A 17987-nucleotide genomic window follows, 5' to 3' on the forward strand; every position below is an offset into this window, starting at 1 on the left:
CAAAAAACCGCCCCTCGCAAAACGAGCCCATTTGCCAATTAGGAATTCCCGCATTACGGGAATTTGTATCCGTAAGAGATATCGACGCTTAGCCCGCGCAACGGGTGAAAGCCCGCCTAATGCAGGGAGAAAACAAATGGCCACCGCTATAACCGGAACAAATCTCAATGATACAGCGCGTATCGGCAGCGGCGCGCAGGCCGTTGAAATGGGGACCGGAGACGACCGCATCATTTCCTATGGCGATAGCGGTGAGCCTGATCCCGCCCAGACCAACGGTGCGCAGGGTCGCGTCACGCCGCCGAATACGCAGTCCGGCGATGATATTCTGACCGGTGGCGCAGGCGCTGACATTTTCGAATTCAGGGCCTTGCTGAATGCCACAACCGAGGTGATCACGACCCACACCTGGCCATCCGGTCAGGTGGATTGGGCCGGGGTCGCGGGCGAAAACGACAATGTGCATGACCATTGGGTCGAAGGCTTTGGCCTCGATACCATCACCGACTACAGCAGGGCCGAAGGGGACCAGATCAAGATATCCGGCCACACCATGACGCTTGAGGGTATTACATATGGCGCAGATGCGGGCGGTTCCTATTCGCTGATCACTTTGTTCAGCCAGCAAGGCAATGGCGGGGCTGGCGGGGCAAATACGGCAACCGGCGCCCATGACGAAGACCCTCTGGGCCAGATCAAGGTCTATGGCGACCGCATTTTTCGCGGGGATCTGGACATAGAGCGCACCAATGACGGCATTGACCGGCTTACCCATGCAGACGGTGTTTTTGCGCCTCTGAACGCAGGCGTGACCCGGATCGTGGCCAGCAATACCGATGACACCGACTATACGGGTTCTGCCTATACACAGATGGATCGTGTGACCATCGGTCAGGGCTCACAGGTCGTGGATACCGGCGGTGGCAATGACGTGATCTTCAGCTTTTCAGACGGGGGTGAGCCCAATCCGGCACAGACAAATGGGGCCGCCGGGCGCGTCACTCCTGCGATTGGCGCGGGGCAGTCAAACGACGTGATCTCCGGCGGTCAGGGGCAGGATACCTTTGCCTTTCGGCTGCTGCTGAACGCCAAAGACGATGTGTTGGACGCATATACCCGCGCGGATGGCTCCGTGAATTGGCGCGGGGTCGCGGGCGAGAACGACAATGTACACGACCACTGGGTTGAGGGGATTGGCAAGGATGTGATCCTTGATTTCTCGGATCAGGATGGGGACAGCATTGATATTCGCGGCCATACGGTCGAGGTCGCGACCATCACCTACGGCGCTGACCAGCTTGGCGATTTCAGCCTGATCACCCTACGCTCCCAACAGGGCGACGGGGGCGCAGGCGGGACCAACACTGCAACCGGCGCCCATGACGAAGACCCGCTGGGCACAATCAAGGTCTATGGCGACAAGGTGACGATGGAGGATATTTCTGTAAGGGCAGATGTTTTTTACGGCATCGACGCGCTTGAGGATATCAAAGCCTCTGAACGCGACGGGTTTGCGGACAATACCCCGCCAGATATCGCAAACCCGCTGTGGGGTTTGGACAGCCCGTGGACCGTCAACAGCACATTCACCGGCACGCTGCACAGCAACCAGTTTCACGCCGGGAGCGGGACGCAAACCATTCTGGCAGGCGACGGCAATGACCGGATTATTTCATACGGCGATGCGGGTGAACCCGACCCGGCACAGACGGATGGCAGCGTCGGGCGGGTGAACCCGAAACTGGGCAGCGGCGCGTCAGACGACTATCTCACCGGGGGTGCGGGTGCCGACCGTTTCGAGTTTCACGCGCTGCTCAACGCGACCGCAGAGGTCATCGCACAGCACACATCGGTCACTGGCAATATCAATTGGCGCGGCGTGGCGGGTGAAAACGACAACGTGCATGATCACTGGGTAGAAGGGTTTGGCAACGACACAATCCTCGATTATTCCAAAAGTGAGGGCGACAAGATCGTGTTGCGCGGGCATACCGTCGAAATTGACGGCATCACCTATGGGCAAGACGCGCGCGGAACCTTTTCGACCATCACAGTGATCAGCCAGCAAGGCAACGGCGGAGCGGCAGGGGCGAACACTGCCACCGGCGCGCATGATAAAGACCCCCTCGGCACGATCAAAGTCTACGGGGATCGCGTGAACACGTCAGACATCACCGTACAGCGCGATGGTATTTTTGATGGCGGTGAGCGATTGACGATGGCTGACCAGCTGCTGGAGTACAACGGCGGCGCGCAGGTTTTCCAAAGCGCGCGACACCAAGAAGAAATCATCACGGCCCCGGTCCGTATTTTAGCGGTGGACCGGGTCGAGATAGGTTCCGGTGCGCAACAGGTTTACGCGGGGCCCGGCAATGACGTGATCCGTATCTACGCCGATGGCGGAGAACCCGGACCGGCGCAGACAGGTGGTGCCGGACGCGTGACAAGCCCGGTGGCCCCTGCCCTGTCCAAGGATGTGGTAAGTGGCGGGCAAGGCAGCGACAAATTCATCTTCAACTATCTGCTGGACGCCACGGATGTTGTTCTGGCGCGCCATACTACGGATGATGGAACGATCAACTGGCGTGGCGTCGCGGGTGAAAATGACGCCGTGCATGACCATTGGGTCACAAGCGGCGGTAATGATGTGCTGCTGGATTACTCAAAACAGGATGGTGACGCGATCGAACTGCGCGGCCATACGGTCGAACTTGCGCGGATCACCTACGGCGAGGATGGCGGCGGTGATTTTTCAACGCTGCACATCCGCTCGCAGCAAGGACCCGGTGGCGGCGCACATGACGAAGATCTTTTGGGAACCGTCAAAGTCTACGGTGACAAGGTCAGCAAATCCGATGTCACAGTAACCGCCAGCGGCGTGTTCGATGGGGTCGATATCTTTGAACCGATCCTGAACCAGCCCAACCATATTGTCGGCAACGACGGTGCCAACAAGCTGTCAGGCACCGGAAATGCCGATAACATCCATGGCAAAAAGGGCAGCGATTTCATCACCGGGGGGGACGGGAACGATTTCATTTTTGGCGGTGCTCAGAACGATACGCTCTTCGGTGGGAACGGCAACGACTGGATCGAGGGTGGACAGGGTATGGACGCCTTGTTTGGAAAGCTTGGAGCGGACACGCTTGTGTCGACCAACGGCCGTGACGACATGACCGGCGGGGGCGGGTCCGATACCTTCTTGTTCATGGAAACATCGCGCGGTGGGCAGATTCTCGACTGGCAAGATGGCGCGGACACCATAGATTTTTCGCGTATGGACGCTGTTCAGAGCCTCGGCGATCTCAATTGGGACCGTCTTTCTGACAGTTCCATTCGAATTGAGTTCACCAATGATGGCGGCGTTGCCAGTGGTGTCACTGTTTTCAGCACGAACAATTTCTCCCTGACCGCGGAAGATTTTGCGTTCTAGGGTGATAGATAATGTGGTGTGTCCAAACCTGTGCAGAGGGGTATTTCTGAGACCTAAAATCACGGGGGATCAGGTGAATTCCTCAGCATGGCTGTCCTGATCCGTGTTCATATTGTCCTTGATGGCCGTTCTCGCATGGGCGTGGGCGTCGAGGTTAGCGTCAATAAATGCATCATCGAACACCGCACCTGCAGCCGCATCCGGGGTTTCAAGTTTCAGCGCCTTGGCCCGAATGCGGTTGAGTATATTCACGGCCTTGGCAAGATCGGTCCACTTGCCTGCCGATATCCTGAAGTCATTCCGCGTAGCCGCCGCGCCGTTGTTTGTCCAATTGCTCCATTGTGCCGCAAGCTGGTCAGCGCCAGCGGTAATGTGGGCTCTCATTTGCGAGAACTTGACAGATGCGAATGGCAGATCGCCGCCCGGGTTGACGGAGGGAATCGCGAATAACGTATTTTTCACCTCTTCATGAAAGCGCACCACGGCATCAAAGGTCGGACCTTCTCCATCGGGATCATAGGTCAGCATCAAATTGTCAAAGTTCGCACCAGCTGCAAGATCAAGATCTGAGTTGAACGCGTTGACGATTTCATTCGCTTTGAGTTTGTTCTGCGACAAAACCTCTGTGTTGACCCCTCCAAAAGCCCAGATCGCGCTGGCCTTACCGTGCTTTACCAGATAATTCTTTATCGGTGAGTTCACCAAGGCCGCCGCCATGAAGCCCGATGTGATCGTAAAGTGGTAATCCGGTGTATCGGCATTCTGCGCATTCAGGGCACCATGGGTCAGACCTCCGGCATCGATAAGACCGGCGCCTGCCATTTTGATTTTCTTTGTCAGATGGACCGGCGCGTATTTCCCACCGTGGGACCTGCCGGGTTCCAGAAAGGCCAGAGTTTCGGCAGCACCGCTTTGATCAGCGCTCACGGTTTGCTCGCCAAGTCTTGTGCTGACGCGGTCACGTTGCAGAACAGGTTGCGATGACATTTGCCGTTGTGCGACCTGCTGTCCATTCGGTGCAGATCGCACAGCACTCAGGCCAGTGCTGTTGTTAGCCAGCGCCTGCAGTGTGGCCAAACGTGACACAAGCGGGCTGGTATTTGCGCGTTGTTGCAGGGCTGTCGTCACGGGAGGTGCCGGTCGTCTGTCGACATCGCCCGACTTGAAGGGCTGCCGCGTTATTTTCTGCGGTGTCGTCGTTTGCGTATCTTTGACGTTGGCGTGCATTTGCCTGTCATTATGCGCGCGCTGTCACGCAAAGCAAGCATCACGTCATAGTTGATTTATTTTCGCGCTTTGCATGCAAAGGGGGAAAATTCATCCGAAAATCCTAACAAAACTTTAAGACTTCGGCCGATGGCATAAGCCGGCGGCAAGGCTTTTGAGGAAGGATGCAGGCTGTTCAAACCTTTCTCATGGGAATTCACATGGCCGATATCTCAAGCAGCTTGTCAATGCCGTTCATCCAGCCAAGCCAAGCCCAAAAACACGTCACCCACAATGAAGCGCTGCGTATTCTTGATGTCGTGACGCAACTGGGCGTCGCGGCCGATGATCAGACAACGCCGCCGACGTCTCCGACCGACGGAACACGCTATATCATCGATGCAGGCGGGATCAATGAATGGGCCAATCATGAGGGCGAAGTTGCCCTGTTTGAAAACGGTGCCTGGCGGTTCTTTGTCCCGCGGGCCGGGTGGCGCGCCTACGTGATCAACCGCGATGCGCTGGTGGTCTATGACGGCGCGGAGTGGATCGATCTGGACAGTCCCGAGCTGGAAGAAATCGAAACCTTCGGGTTGGGAATGAATACGCTTCCCGGCACACCGTTTTCTGCCAAACTCAACGCCGCGCTCTGGACGGCCCTGTACCGTGCGGATGGGGGCACTGGCAGTCTGTTGAAAACGCTCAACAAGGAAACCAGCGCTGATGACAGCGGTTTTGTTTTCCAACAGGGTTTTCAGACCCGTGCGCTGTTTGGCCTGTTTGGGTCAGACAATCTGCGCGTGGCGACAACGTCTGACGGCACCAATTTTCTGGATGCGCTGATTGCCGACAACGCCACGGGAATAGTCGATCAGCCACGCTTGCCACGCTTCAAGGGCGTTACAAATTTCGACAATTTCTGCCCGGCCGGGAAATGGACTAAAATTGCCATCAACGATCTGGAATACAATGAACAGGCCGTGTTTGACGCTGCAACAAATCAGTTCATCGTGCCGGTCGATGGTACGTATCAACTTGGGGCTTTGCTGACCTTCAAGGCCGATTCCAGCAGCGCTGCCCGCATGGGCGCCCAGTTGCTGATTGATGGTGTCACCCCCATCACAGGGTCGGAGGTTGAGAACACAGCCGCCCATTTCAACGGGCGCACAACGATTTCGATCCAGACACTGGCCAGCCTGAGTGCGGGCAGCACCGTTGAACTGCACGGGATCATGCGGTCTCAGCCGGGCTATTTCATGGCGGACCGTACGGATTTCTGGGGCTTCAAGGTGGGCTAACCCACCCGGTTTGAGCAGAGTGTGGCGGGTATACAGGCAAAATAGTGCCCGCCATGCGACGTTTGAGGCTTATTCGCCGGTCCAATCCGGCATTGGCTTTTTGTTAATAAACGCGTTAATGCCTTCGGTCGCATCCCGCGCCAGCATGTTTTCCGCCATGGCAGCACCTGCGTAGGCATAGGCCGCATCAAGGGGCATATCACACTGCGCATAGAACGCTTTCTTGCCGATTTTGATCGCTAAAGGTGACTTATCGACGATGGTCTGCGCCATCTGACGTGTCGCCGTTTCGAGGGCGTCGGCTGGAACAAAACGGTTTATCAGGCCGATCTCCTCAGCCCTTGATGCGGGTAGAAACTCGCCCAGCAACAACATTTCCATTGCTTTTTTGCGCGGCACGTTGCGCGACAGGGCAACCATCGGCGTGGAACAAAACAGGCCGATGTTGACGCCCGACGTGGCAAAGCGGGCATCCTCAGCCGCGATGGCCAGATCACAGGTTGCAACCAGCTGGCATCCGGCGGCAGTGGCGATCCCTTTCACTTCGGCAATCACAGGCTGCGGCAGATTTACGATCGACAGCATCATTTTCGAACAGGTCGCAAAGAGCGTATTGAAATACGCGGACCCCTTGTCGGCATCTGCGCGGCGTGCGCTCATTTCCTTGAGGTTGTGACCGGCACAAAAGTGGTTTCCCGCCCCGCGCAAAATCACGACCTTTACGTCATGGTTCACGGCAATACCGTCCAAGGTGCCTTGCAACCCTGCCAGCATATCTTCGGAAAGCGCGTTCAGCGTTTGCGGTCTGTTCAGCGTTATCGTCGCAATACCACCCTCGACTTGCAGTTCAACGGGCGTGTTCTGGATGTCTTTCATCGATGCCTCCCTGACGTATACCGCCATCAAAGCGGATCATCCGGTCAAGTTGCAAGCAGTGATATCGCGCGCCGCAGTGGTTTTTTGCAGTTTTTGGGTCTGAGGCACCTGTTCATGCCCGGTAATCCATTGGCTATGCGGCACAGGGTCCTTGGCTTTCAGCAGGAACAGCGACGCAACCTGCGCATAAGATCCATACACATACCCGCCATTGCGTGTCAGGACGCTATCCCGTCGCTGTTCATAAAATGCCTGCAGTCGATACCACGGCAGCGTCGGATAAGCATGGTGCACTGCATGCAGGTTATTTTTCAGAAACAGGACAGACAATGGCCCGCGATCTTCGATGATCACGCTGCGACAGCGGGCCTTTTCATGGGCCTGATGCTCCAGAAACGTGCGGATCTTGAGGATAGCGTGGCTGAAATACACCGCCGTCGCATAGAGCCAGAACGGCATCTCACTCATCCAGATCAACCACAGCACAACGGGGACAAGCCCTGCGAAGTGAAACAGATAGGCGACCAGGATTTCACGGTTTCCGTTTTTGATCTGCTGTGCGTCATGCTTGTAAAAGGTGATCAGACCGATAACGGGGCCAACCGACATGCGGCCCAGCAAAGTATTGTTCCATTTATATAATTTCTGACGAGCCTTCGACCATGTATTCCACACGGCAGGATCAGTGTAATTCGTTTCCGGATCATCATAAGGGTCGGTGAGCGACGGATCGTGGTGATGGGCCAGATGCGTCGTTTTGAACCTCAGATACGGGATCAGCAAACCCATGGCCGGAAAAACCAAGGCTGTGCTTGCGGCCGTATTTCGAAACGGATGACCATGCAGCACTTCGTGATTGAAAGAGGAATACAGCGTCAGTGCAACGGTCAGCACCACCCCCGAAAGGCCCAACCCAAGCACATCCGCGTAGAAAGTAGACCCTGTGACACCGCCATAGCAACAAAGACAGACAAGTAGCGTTTGCCATTGGACATGGATTTTTCGAGGTGTCAAAACAACCCTTTCTCAGTGCGGATTTTCGGCTTTCTGGTCCGTATCTTTTGAGAAATGGTCTTGTGCGACAAGCGCGTGTTTGTGCATGATTAGTGTAACATACGAAGCGTTCACAAATTTTTGTTGTGTTTTCACAACATTTGTATTCCTTTATCACAATGGATAAACGCGACCTTTCCCGATTGTTCAAAGAACGCCTCAGCAGCCTGATCGACTCGCATACCGAGGGGCGCGGCCATTTCATGCGCTCGGTTGGCATTGACCGCTCTGCCATGAGTCAGTTTTTGAACCCCGACACGGATCGTTTGCCGCGCGCGGAAACGCTGCGCCGCATTGCGACGGTCAGCGGAGTCTCCGTCGATTGGCTTCTTTGTCTGGAAAACGCGCAAGAGGGTCGGCAAGAGGTTGCAGAAAGCGTTCAAATCGAGAAAGAGACTCAAGCCGACGGCTCTACCCCGCTGGATCAGTGGCGCAATGAGGCAGCAGGTTTCAAATTACGCACGGTGCCCTCTACCCTGCCCGATATCATCAGTATTGCGCCCGATGTTTCGGACAGGTCCAGCGTGGAAGACGCCCGTGGGGGTGGCGTTGAAAATGTGCTGGAACGGATATCGCTGAACGACATGGATATTGAAGTCGCGATGCCGCTGCAAACGCTGCAGGATCTGTCGGCGCGCACCGGTCTGTGGCGCGGCACATCGCGAGACCGGTGTCACAGCCAATTGGCCCATATGGCCCGCATCTGTGCCGACCACTACCCGGCCCTTCGCCTGCACGTTTATGACGGCACAGAGGTTTTTTCAGCACCATTCACCGTCTTTGGGAATCAGCGTGTGGCTCTCTATATCGGCGGCGCTTATCTGGTGGTGAGCAGCGCGGATCAGGTACGTGGCTTTGCCCGGCAGTTCGATCGGTTGGTGCGGCGCGCGGTCATAAGCTCTGACAAGGTACACGTGACGCTTAAGGAACTTGCCGACGCTGTCTGATACGCAACCGTGCGACAGATCACAGCGTATTCAAAGAACCACCCATTCACAGTGTTGGCGTGGCGCGTTACGCACCTGCTGCGCCAGCGCTTTCACCTTGAAATGCGACAGGGCAAACAAACTACTTGGTCAGGTGGCTTTGCTCTGCTCCGGTGCTTCATGCGCGTTGCTGCCCATACCGTCGGGGATGATTTCAGCGTCTTCGATGATATCGCCCGTCTTTTCTTCGGGCTTCTCTTCCAAAGCACCCACGATCAGCGGTAACATCTGTACCCCGCCTGGCATGGCCATCTCTGACAAAGGCGGTGCTTTCCACGCCAAAGTATCAAAACTCTCGCAATTTTCGCAGAACGGGCCCCATTCCTGATGGATATGCTGGCAATTGTCACAGATCCACTGTGGTCCGCGCGACACGGTCAGCGCTTTGGCCAGCCATCCGCGCACAACGGTATCGGGTGCCCCCTCGCCCCGCTCAATCGCAGCCATCAAGGTAACGGAGCGCGCCGTTGCATCCGTTTCCGCCAGATCGCCCAAGGCACGCCGTGCTTCGGGGAAATCCTCATTGGCGATATGAAGTTCAGCCAAAAGCATCTTGGTTTCAGGGTTTTCGGGCTTGATCCGCGTGATCGCCATAAAGCGCTTGATGCGTTCCGCCGGTGTTTCATTCGGCTCAATCGCAGCGAAAGCAGCTGCAAGGTCAGGGTGCGGATGTACTTCCCACGCTTTTTTCAGCAAGCGCACAGCAAGACGCGGACGGTTCTGTTCAACATAACCGCCAGCGGCCATCACGGCTGCCGGGATCAGATCTGGCGACAGCTTGTTCGCCTCAATCGCCTTTTCCTGCACGTCGATGGAACTCTGATCAGACAGGATATCCTTGGCCTCCGACAGGGCCAGCACCGCATCGCGCCTTTTGTGCACATCACGCGGCAGATTTCCGTATTTCAGCTTTGCGCTCAATGTCTTGCGCGCACCGGACCAATCCTCTTTCTGTGCTTGCAGACGCAAAAGAACATCCTGCACTTCTTCGTGCTTTGGCTTGATCGCAAAGGCCTTTTCAGCCAACTGCAACGCGGTATCCGTGTCACCATCCGCCAGCTTTTGTTTCATGATACCGCGCACGCCGACAAAGCGCGTCGCGTCTGTCGTCACCAGCTTTTTATATGTTTCCTCAGCCTTGCGACGATCGCCAGCCATTTCAGCCGCCTGTGCCACAAGCAGGTTGGTGAGTTCCGGCTTATTGAGGTAACGCTCGGCTTTCACGGCCTTGGTCATCGCAACGCGACCCTCGCCACTGGCCAGCGCCATCAACCCTTCGGACAACGCCTGAAACCCTTTGCGTTCGCGGCTGCGGTCGAAATAGCGTGAAATCGCGGTCTCATCTCCCGATAAGAACCGCAGACATGCCACCAATAACGACAGGAGCTTGAGGAACAGCCACACCGCAAAGACCAAGACGGCCGCGGCGATCACGGATTGGATCGGGCTAAAGGTAAATTCGGTGCCCATCACCTGAACCTGAACGCCACCTTCGCTTTCCAAAAGATAAACCGCGCCCAACGCCAGAGCGGCGACCGCGACAACGAACAGGATAATCTTTATCAGGGACCAAAGCATCAGTGTCTTCCTTAATTGCTGTTCAGGCTATCAGCCAATTCGTTTGCCGCGTCCTGAGCAGCTTTGCGCGACTGTGCAGCATCCACCCAGTCGGCCATGACCACCTTGGCCGCTTCGGGCAGCCCATCCGCTTCGGTCAGCGCCGTTTCAAGATCGCCGTTTTCAACAGCAGCCTGCATTCTCGACAAAACCGCATCGGGGTCAGACCCTTCGCGTGGCGTCACGGAGCGCATATTCAACTGTCGCTGAAAAAAGCCCGTGATCCCAACAACCTCGGATTCCGGTGTTTCCGAACGCGCTGCCGTCAATGCCGAGCGGGCAACATCGGGAAAGTCCTCTCTCAAGACCGCCATTGTCGGCACGCCATTTTCCGCAGCTTCCTGCAGCGGTGAAGGCACCTCAACAGGCGTCACGGCCTCAAGATCGGCCAGAGCAGTGCCAAACGGCTGGCCGCTGTCGACAGCGGTCACGACCCGCGTCAATGCCGCGCGCGCCAATATCTGCGCCGCTTCCTTGGCAGCACCTGCCTCGGCAGCCTCTGCACGTTCGGCCAGTGCTGCGATCTCTTCATTCTGCGCTTCAAGCGCCGTCTGCAAGGACGCGATGGCTTCGTTTGCTTCAGCATTATCGGTCTGGATCGTCACAGGTTCCTGATTTTCCAAAGCGGCGACTGTCGCAGTCAGGGCAGCGATATCTGCTTCAAGCTCGGCGATAACATCAAGCGTCTCGGTCGTGTCTACTGCTTCAAGGGCATCCAGTCGCACCGCTTGCGCCTCAATCAAGGCCGCCTGTGCGGCAGCACGTTCAGATGCTTCAGCCGACGCGGCTTCAAGTGCGGTGATATCAACCACAGTACGCTGCATGGATGCTGGCAAATATGCATCCAACGTGTCACCACGCCCCGCGATAAAGCCGATCAATGCAGCAACCACACCGCCAAAAATCGCGGGCCACATACTGCCACGCACAACTTCGGGCTGCGGCTGAACGACTGGCTTTTGCACCGATTCCGGTTCAAGTTCCTCGGGTTTTTCCTCGACTGGGTCCGCATCGGTTTCCTTGTCCCAAGGACTTTCGGATTTCTCAGCGGTATCTGCTTCCAGCTCTTTCTCGTTGGATTTGTCGGTGTCGAGCCAAGCCTCGTTTTCCACAGCATCGGATTTTTCATCCGTTTTGTCCTCGGCGTCGTGTTCTTTCAGCGCATCAACCGTCTCGACGGGATCGACCGTTTCGCTTTCGGTCGTCGCTGCGGCAATTTCCGCAGGCTTCTCGTCTTCGATCAGGTCATCCTTGGCATCCACATCAGACGGAGTTTCGTCCAACACAGGCTCTTTTTCCGGGAGCTCCTGCGCCTCTGGTTCTTGTTTCAGAACACCGTCAGCGTCTGGAATGTCGGTGGCGGTGGTGACGATTTCCTCCGCCTCAATTGGTTTCTCGACGCCTTGTTCAACCGTTTCAGTTGCCTTGTTGGGCTTTCGTGATTTTGCCAAATCTTCCACCTTTTCGAATCTTCACAGGCGTATGCTGTTAAGGAACCTTACCCCTGCCGCTCTGGCCTCTCAACCCAAGCTGTCGTTTAGTATAAGGTATTCCACACAAACTGCCATGGATTTTGCGGTGGGTTCCTGCGCAACCATCAGCTGCGAAACCGCTATTTCTTCTAAAGAATCCGCGACCGCCGAACTCATTGCAATAATATACAACTTCGGATGAGCCGGTGCCATCGCTCCAAAATGTGCAGCGGTACGTGGCGAAAAAAGCGGCACTATGACGGGCGTTTTTGCCTGCAGAACCGCTAACGCCTCCGCCGAAAAGGGTAAAAGACGTTGGTCATAGAGCGGCACATTCATGACATTCAAACCCGCAGCCGACAGCTCTTTGGCGACGTTTCCACGCACGAAAACCCCTGAATAGTGATGAATTTCACCTTGGGGCTGTTGGGTCAGCACGTATTCTTTCAAACCCGTGACGGTCGCACCTGCAAAAACACCATCCCACCCATGTGATTGCGCCAGTTCGGTCGTTTTCCGCCCCACGCAAAACGCGCGCCGCCCGTTTCCGTTAGGCGCAAGTTTCACGCCATTGGCAGAGGTGAAAATCGCATGCTGCGCGCCAGAGCAGTCAGCGCTTTGCTCTATCGGCGTGATCTCAAGAAGCGGGCTGCGAATGAATTCCAGACGATCTCGGACATTTGGTGCAATGCCCGCTTTAAACACGGAGTTCGATCCCTTTGGCCGCGTCAGGATCACAGGAATTTTTTGCACCGCCTTTGCCACCCCCCGGCATTGTTTGCGCCTCGCTTCGGTGTTACCTGCCAAGTCAAAGGCATGCAACGGGGGCTTGAATGGGCCGCACTCAGACAGTTCTTGCGCTGGAAAGCAGTTGTGATGACACAGCCGCCGCCGTGCTGCGTAAAAACGCATCCGGCGAGACACAGATTTTATCCTCGATTGTGCGCGGACAAGACAGCCTGCATGCGGCCTACGGTGGCGTTGTCCCCGAGATTGCGGCCCGCGCGCATGCGGAAATTTTGGACCTCTGTGTCGAGGAAGCACTGGATGTTGCGCAGACGCCCTTGCAAGACATTGACGCGATTGCTGTCACTGCTGGTCCCGGCCTAATTGGCGGTGTGGTGTCAGGCGTCATGTGCGCCAAGGGCCTCGCTCTGGCGACGGGCAAACCGCTTTATGGCATCAACCATCTTGCAGGCCATGCGCTGACCCCTCGATTGACGGATAATGTCCCGTTTCCCTATCTGATGCTGCTCGTATCGGGGGGGCATTGTCAGTTCTTGCTCGTCAAAGGGCCGGATGATTTCAAACGCATCGGTGGCACGATTGACGATGCACCGGGGGAAGCCTTTGACAAGATCGCCCGGCTGCTGGCTTTGCCGCAACCGGGCGGCCCTTCGGTGGAACAGGCGGCACAGCGGGGGTATACGAAACGGTTTTCCCTACCGCGCCCGTTGCTGGACCGCACGGGGTGCGACATGTCATTCTCAGGCTTGAAAACCGCAGTTCTGAGGGCGCGCGACGGGTTGGTGCGGGATCAGGGCGGGCTTTACCCACAGGATCAGGCAGACCTGAGCGCGGGCTTTCAGGCCGCAGTCGTTGATGTTCTGGCGGAAAAAACGAGCCGCGCGATGCACCAATATCATCAGCTTTCACCGAGTACGGCGACACTATGTGTCGCTGGTGGTGTCGCAGCAAATATGGCAATTCGTGCCAGATTAGAGACGGTTGCGCGGGACAATGGGGCCGGTTTTGTTGCGCCGCCGCTTGCCTTATGTACCGATAATGCCGCAATGATCGGCTTTGCCGCACTTGAGAGAATGGCAGACCATCCGCCCGATGATCTGACACTTGCCGCCCGTCCAAGATGGCCGCTTGATGCAAAAAGCCCCGCAATGCTCGGCAGCGGCAAAAAAGGGGCAAAGGCATGAGTGTCGGTGTATTGGGTGCGGGCGCTTTCGGCACCGCTTTGGCCATCTCGCTTGGTCAAACCGCCCCGGTCCTGTTGTGGGCGCGCGATGCCAAACAGGCGCAGTTGATGCACCAAAACCGCGAAAACAAAGCGCGTCTGCCCGGATTTTTTTTGCCGGCAAATGTCGTTGTCACATCAAACCTCGCCGACCTGCAAAAATGCGACGTGCTTCTGTTGGCCGTGCCAGCGCAAAAGCTGCGCCAGTTCCTGCGTGGCGTTGACCAGATGGTTGCCGGAAAAACGCTTGTCGCGTGCTGCAAGGGCATTGAGCTTGAGACCGGCATGGGGCCCGTCGATATCGCGCGTGAAATCTGCCCGCAGAGCGAACATGCGATCCTGACCGGCCCAAGTTTTGCCAATGACATTGCAAAAGGGCTGCCGACCGCGCTGACGCTGGCCTGCGCCAACCCGAATCGCGCGCGCGATTTGCAGCAAGAGCTGTCAAACAGCACGCTGCGCCTGTATCGCACCACCGATGTGACCGGCGCGCAATTGGGCGGGGCGCTGAAAAACGTCATCGCCATTGCCTGCGGTGCCGCCATTGGTGCGCGGCTCGGCGAAAGCGCGCGCGCCGCGCTGATGACCCGTGGAAATGCGGAAATGCAGCGTTACGCGCAGTTCAAAGGCGCAGATCCAGCCACTCTGTCCGGGCTGTCCGGGTTCGGCGATCTCGTGCTGACCTGCACATCGGACCTGTCCCGGAATTACCGGTTTGGGTTGTCACTGGGTGCGGGTAAGGCGTTTGATCCCGAGACCACCGTTGAGGGTGCCGCGACCGCTTGCGCTGTGGCGCGTGATGCCCGTGAGAACGCCCTTGATTTGCCAATCTTATCCGTGGTTGCGGCACTTGTGGAAAACAGGTTGGATGTCGCAGATGCCATGGCCACACTTTTGTCCCGTTCACTGAAGGAAGAATAACATGCTCGTCGCTCTCATTGCTCATGACAAACCGGGTGCATTGCCCATTCGTCAGGAAAACCGCCCCGCGCATGTGGAATACCTCAAATCCAGCGCGGCCGTACAACAGGCAGGCCCCTTACTGGATGATACGGGCGAGATGTGCGGCTCTCTGATCATTCTGGATGTGGCGGATATGGATGAAGCGCGAGCCTGGGTCCAAGGTGACCCCTATGGCGCCGCTGGACTGTTTGCGTCGGTCGATCTGATCCCTTGGAACCGGGTGATCGGCTGATGGCCTATTGGTTGTTCAAATCGGAACCGTCGACCTGGAGTTGGGACGATCAAATGGCCAAAGGTGAGGCGGGCGAAGAATGGGATGGCGTGCGCAATTATCAGGCCCGCAATTTTATGCGCCAGATGAAGGTTGGCGATCTGGGTTTCTTTTACCATTCGCAAAAAGAGAAATCCATTGTTGGGATTGTTGAGGTGATCGCAGAGGCGCATCCGGACAGCACAACCGAGGATGAACGCTGGGACTGCGTGGACATCAAGGCCGTGCGGCCCGTGAAGACACCTGTGAGTCTGGAGGCGGTAAAGCAAGACGAGAGGCTGGCCGACATGGCGCTGTTGAAAATGTCCCGGTTATCGGTGCAGCCCGTTCAGCCCGAGGAATGGGCGGTCATTTGTGACATGGCGGGTGTGCCTGACGCCGGTCAAGGAAACCAGCAGCCTTGAAAAAGGCTTCGGTCCAGTACGGTACATTATGACTGGTTGCGGCTCGAAGCAGTGCGAAGGTTCTGATGAGGGTGATCGGCGCATTTCGCGATAGTGTCGGAACTCACAACTGTCTGAAATGCGAATTCGCTTTCGCGCATCCGGCGCGTTCATCTAAGCACAATGTGAAAGGTGTTTTACCGGGCTTGGTCCTGAACAGGTTCTTAAACTGAAAAAGGGTCCTGCGCATAAGCCAGAACCCTTCTTCACCCCACGTGCTCCCTAGTCCACCACACGTGTTTGAATTTGGTCCTGGCCATACTGGCCGGGTGCGTTATTGATAGCCCAGCACATAAATAAGTGCAATTCTTCAATAGTTTAAAAGCCGTACAAAAAAGAAACGCCTCTTTAACAAAAGAGGCGCTCAACAGATCAATATCGGTTTTGACTATCCGTAGACGGCCTCTTTTCCAAAATGCTTGGTCAACATGTAATACACCACAGCGCGGTATTTATTCCGCTCGGATTTACCATAGGTCTCGATGACTTTATTGATGGCTTCCATCAACTCGGGACCATCGGCAAGACCAAGTTTTTTCATCAAAAACTTTTCTTTGACGGTTTCCAGTTCCGATGCCTGACTGCTGGCGACCGTTGATGCATCCGCGTTGTAAATCGCAGGCCCACACCCAATGGTCACTTTGGTGAGGAGGTCCATATCAGGCTCCATCCCGCATTTGTTCTTCAGATCTTCTGCATATTGCGCGATCAGATCGTCCCGCTTACCCATAATAAAATTCCCTCGTTGGTTAAAAGGCCGTCAAACTTGGACCTCAACCGAAATGATAGGACCTGATGGACCATCGAAAAAGGGATAATTTACCACAGTTTTCCCCATAGGCGGATTTTCCCGATCCTTGGGGTCACAGGATGTGTCTCCCGGGCAGCGTAAACAATGCCTCCCGGAAACCACTTGGCCTATTCTGCATGCCGGTCTAAAGTCAGTACCGGTAGTGTTCCGGCTTGAACGGACCTTCCGGTTTCACACCGATATACGCCGCTTGCTCCGCGTCCAGCGAGGTTAGTTTCACGCCGATCCGGTCAAGGTGCAAACGCGCAACTTTTTCATCCAGATGTTTGGGCAGGATATAGACCTCGTTGTTATACGCACCGCCACGGGTCCAGAGTTCGATCTGGGCGAGCACCTGATTGGTAAAGGACGCGGACATCACGAAAGACGGGTGCCCGGTCGCGTTGCCGAGGTTCAGCAAGCGCCCCTCGGAGAGCAAAATGAGACGATTGCCACTCGGCATCTCGATCATGTCTACCTGCTCTTTGATATTGGTCCATTTGTGGTTCTTGAGCGACGCAACCTGAATTTCATTGTCGAAGTGGCCAATGTTCCCGACGATCGCCATGTCTTTCATGGCGCGCATATGTTCAATGCGGATCACGTCCCTGTTGCCGGTCGTGGTGATAAAGATATCGGCGGAATCGACCACATCTTCGAGCAAGACAACCTCAAAACCGTCCATGGCCGCCTGCAAGGCGCAGATCGGGTCAACTTCGGTGACTTTTACACGGGCACCCGCACCGCTCAAGCTGGCGGCGGAGCCTTTGCCCACATCGCCATATCCCATGACGACCGCGACTTTGCCCGCCATCATCGTATCTGTGGCGCGGCGGATGCCATCCACCAGAGATTCCTTGCAGCCGTATTTGTTGTCAAACTTCGACTTGGTGACAGAATCGTTCACATTGATCGCAGGGAACGGCAATTGCCCTTGTTTGACGAGATCGTAAAGACGATGCACGCCGGTTGTCGTCTCTTCGCTGACGCCCTTGATCTGATCGCGGATTTTCGTAAACCAACCCGGGGACGCGGTCATACGTTTTTTGATCTGCGCCTTGATCGCCTCTTCTTCTTCTGATGTCGGCACAGGGATAATTTCTTCGCCTGCCTCGGCGCGCGCACCAAGCAGAACATACAACGTAGCATCGCCGCCATCATCAAGGATCAGGTTCGGACCATCCTCAAACATGAATGACCGGTCCAGATAGTCCCAGTGTTCTTCCAGGGACTGCCCTTTAATCGCAAATACCGGCGTCCCACCCAAGGCGATGGCTGCAGCGGCGTGATCCTGCGTGGAAAAGATATTGCACGACGCCCAGCGCACATCAGCCCCCAAGGCAACAAGCGTTTCGATCAGAACTGCGGTCTGGATCGTCATATGGAGCGAGCCAACAATGCGTGATCCTGCCAGCGGTTTGCTTTCGCCGTATTCCTCGCGCAGCGCCATCAGGCCCGGCATTTCGGTTTCGGCGATATCAAGCTCTTTACGGCCAAATTCAGCAAGGGCGATATCTTTTACGACATAGTCTTTGGTCACGCGGGCACTCCAAGGCTCTGAATGATCTTTGCCGCTGCTCTACCACCCGTTGCAGGGCGCTGCAACAGAA

At 56.1% G+C, this 17987-nt stretch carries 15 protein-coding genes; 7 read left to right on the forward strand and 8 right to left on the reverse strand.

All coding sequences use genetic code 11. From position 1 onward, the window contains the following. Positions 1-136 precede the first annotated feature (136 nt). A complete protein-coding gene (locus tag RLO149_RS20005) occupies positions 137-3433 on the forward strand; it encodes a calcium-binding protein (protein ID WP_013963900.1) in 3297 nt (1098 codons plus the stop codon). A 69-nt stretch (positions 3434-3502) separates the two neighbouring features. Here RLO149_RS20005 and RLO149_RS20010 read toward each other — a convergent pair whose 3' ends face one another. Beyond that, complete coding sequence (locus RLO149_RS20010) at positions 3503-4660, reverse strand: hypothetical protein (RefSeq protein ID WP_013963901.1); 1158 nt, start codon at positions 4658-4660, stop codon at positions 3503-3505. Between the two features lie 200 nt (positions 4661-4860). On the opposite strand from RLO149_RS20010, the gene RLO149_RS20015 reads away from it, so the two are divergent. Beyond that, entirely contained in the window at positions 4861-5937 is a 1077-nt protein-coding gene (locus RLO149_RS20015) for a DUF2793 domain-containing protein (protein WP_013963902.1), read from the forward strand. Positions 5938-6006: 69 nt separating this feature from the next. Here the strand turns inward: RLO149_RS20015 and RLO149_RS20020 are convergent, their stop codons facing one another. Both RLO149_RS20020 and RLO149_RS20025 read right to left on the reverse strand, forming a co-directional pair. Next, entirely contained in the window at positions 6007-6813 is an 807-nt protein-coding gene (locus tag RLO149_RS20020; RefSeq protein WP_013963903.1) for an enoyl-CoA hydratase, read from the reverse strand. Positions 6814-6849: 36 nt separating this feature from the next. Continuing rightward, on the reverse strand, positions 6850-7827 hold the full coding sequence (locus RLO149_RS20025) for a fatty acid desaturase (protein ID WP_013963904.1): 978 nt from the start codon (positions 7825-7827) through the stop codon (positions 6850-6852). 158 nt (positions 7828-7985) lie between these two features. Between RLO149_RS20025 and RLO149_RS20030 the strand changes: the two genes are divergently transcribed. Then, positions 7986-8813 (forward strand): transcriptional regulator, encoded by an 828-nt coding sequence (locus tag RLO149_RS20030; RefSeq protein ID WP_013963905.1) that lies wholly within the window; start codon positions 7986-7988, stop codon positions 8811-8813. Between the two features lie 129 nt (positions 8814-8942). Here RLO149_RS20030 and RLO149_RS20035 read toward each other — a convergent pair whose 3' ends face one another. Genes RLO149_RS20035 through RLO149_RS20045 form a run of 3 tightly spaced genes read right to left on the reverse strand, consistent with a single transcriptional unit; the run spans position 8943 to position 12853 of the window. Further along, on the reverse strand, positions 8943-10430 hold the full coding sequence (locus RLO149_RS20035; RefSeq protein WP_013963906.1) for a heme biosynthesis protein HemY: 1488 nt from the start codon (positions 10428-10430) through the stop codon (positions 8943-8945). An 11-nt stretch (positions 10431-10441) separates the two neighbouring features. Next, positions 10442-11929 carry a COG4223 family protein gene (locus RLO149_RS20040; protein WP_013963907.1) on the reverse strand — a complete coding sequence of 496 codons (1488 nt, stop codon included), beginning with the start codon at positions 11927-11929 and terminating at the stop codon, positions 10442-10444. A gap of 60 nt (positions 11930-11989) precedes the next feature. Beyond that, a complete protein-coding gene (locus RLO149_RS20045) occupies positions 11990-12853 on the reverse strand; it encodes a uroporphyrinogen-III synthase (RefSeq protein ID WP_245538090.1) in 864 nt (287 codons plus the stop codon). On the opposite strand from RLO149_RS20045, the gene tsaD reads away from it, so the two are divergent. Genes tsaD through RLO149_RS20065 form a run of 4 tightly spaced genes read left to right on the forward strand, consistent with a single transcriptional unit; the run spans position 12775 to position 15548 of the window. Next, complete coding sequence (gene tsaD / locus RLO149_RS20050; RefSeq protein WP_044025460.1) at positions 12775-13872, forward strand: tRNA (adenosine(37)-N6)-threonylcarbamoyltransferase complex transferase subunit TsaD; 1098 nt, start codon at positions 12775-12777, stop codon at positions 13870-13872. The two genes, RLO149_RS20045 and tsaD, sit on opposite strands and share 79 nt — an antisense overlap. After that, a complete protein-coding gene (locus RLO149_RS20055; protein WP_013963910.1) occupies positions 13869-14831 on the forward strand; it encodes an NAD(P)H-dependent glycerol-3-phosphate dehydrogenase in 963 nt (320 codons plus the stop codon). Before tsaD ends, RLO149_RS20055 begins: the two co-directional genes overlap by 4 nt. A 1-nt stretch (position 14832) precedes the next feature. Further along, on the forward strand, positions 14833-15105 hold the full coding sequence (locus RLO149_RS20060; RefSeq protein WP_013963911.1) for a YciI family protein: 273 nt from the start codon (positions 14833-14835) through the stop codon (positions 15103-15105). Beyond that, complete coding sequence (locus RLO149_RS20065) at positions 15105-15548, forward strand: EVE domain-containing protein (RefSeq protein ID WP_013963912.1); 444 nt, start codon at positions 15105-15107, stop codon at positions 15546-15548. The genes RLO149_RS20060 and RLO149_RS20065 overlap by 1 nt, the downstream gene beginning before the upstream one ends. A gap of 427 nt (positions 15549-15975) precedes the next feature. Here RLO149_RS20065 and RLO149_RS20070 read toward each other — a convergent pair whose 3' ends face one another. Together RLO149_RS20070 and ahcY are read right to left on the reverse strand one after the other, a co-directional pair. Continuing rightward, positions 15976-16317, reverse strand: coding sequence for a DUF2853 family protein (locus tag RLO149_RS20070; protein WP_013963913.1), 342 nt, complete (start codon positions 16315-16317; stop codon positions 15976-15978). A 211-nt stretch (positions 16318-16528) separates the two neighbouring features. Then, entirely contained in the window at positions 16529-17917 is a 1389-nt protein-coding gene (ahcY, locus tag RLO149_RS20075; RefSeq protein WP_013963914.1) for an adenosylhomocysteinase, read from the reverse strand. Positions 17918-17987 lie beyond the last annotated feature (70 nt).

It is taken from the genome of Roseobacter litoralis Och 149 (genome assembly GCF_000154785.2).
In the GTDB taxonomy this organism is placed as follows: Bacteria; Pseudomonadota; Alphaproteobacteria; order Rhodobacterales; family Rhodobacteraceae; genus Roseobacter; species Roseobacter litoralis.

Excerpts from the sequence above, each read along its gene's own strand:
- RLO149_RS20055 (WP_013963910.1), top strand. The coding sequence starts at position 13,869 with ATGAGTGTCGGTGTATTGGGTGCGGGCGCTTTCGGCACCGCTTTGGCC.
- RLO149_RS20020 (WP_013963903.1), bottom strand. The coding sequence starts at position 6,813 with ATGAAAGACATCCAGAACACGCCCGTTGAACTGCAAGTCGAGGGTGGT.
- RLO149_RS20015 (WP_013963902.1), top strand. The coding sequence starts at position 4,861 with ATGGCCGATATCTCAAGCAGCTTGTCAATGCCGTTCATCCAGCCAAGC.
- RLO149_RS20030 (WP_013963905.1), top strand. The coding sequence starts at position 7,986 with ATGGATAAACGCGACCTTTCCCGATTGTTCAAAGAACGCCTCAGCAGC.
- RLO149_RS20065 (WP_013963912.1), top strand. The coding sequence starts at position 15,105 with ATGGCCTATTGGTTGTTCAAATCGGAACCGTCGACCTGGAGTTGGGAC.
- tsaD (WP_044025460.1), top strand. The coding sequence starts at position 12,775 with ATGGGCCGCACTCAGACAGTTCTTGCGCTGGAAAGCAGTTGTGATGAC.
- RLO149_RS20005 (WP_013963900.1), top strand. The coding sequence starts at position 137 with ATGGCCACCGCTATAACCGGAACAAATCTCAATGATACAGCGCGTATC.
- RLO149_RS20070 (WP_013963913.1), bottom strand. The coding sequence starts at position 16,317 with ATGGGTAAGCGGGACGATCTGATCGCGCAATATGCAGAAGATCTGAAG.
- RLO149_RS20010 (WP_013963901.1), bottom strand. The coding sequence starts at position 4,660 with ATGCACGCCAACGTCAAAGATACGCAAACGACGACACCGCAGAAAATA.
- RLO149_RS20045 (WP_245538090.1), bottom strand. The coding sequence starts at position 12,853 with ATGCGTTTTTACGCAGCACGGCGGCGGCTGTGTCATCACAACTGCTTT.
- RLO149_RS20060 (WP_013963911.1), top strand. The coding sequence starts at position 14,833 with ATGCTCGTCGCTCTCATTGCTCATGACAAACCGGGTGCATTGCCCATT.
- RLO149_RS20035 (WP_013963906.1), bottom strand. The coding sequence starts at position 10,430 with ATGCTTTGGTCCCTGATAAAGATTATCCTGTTCGTTGTCGCGGTCGCC.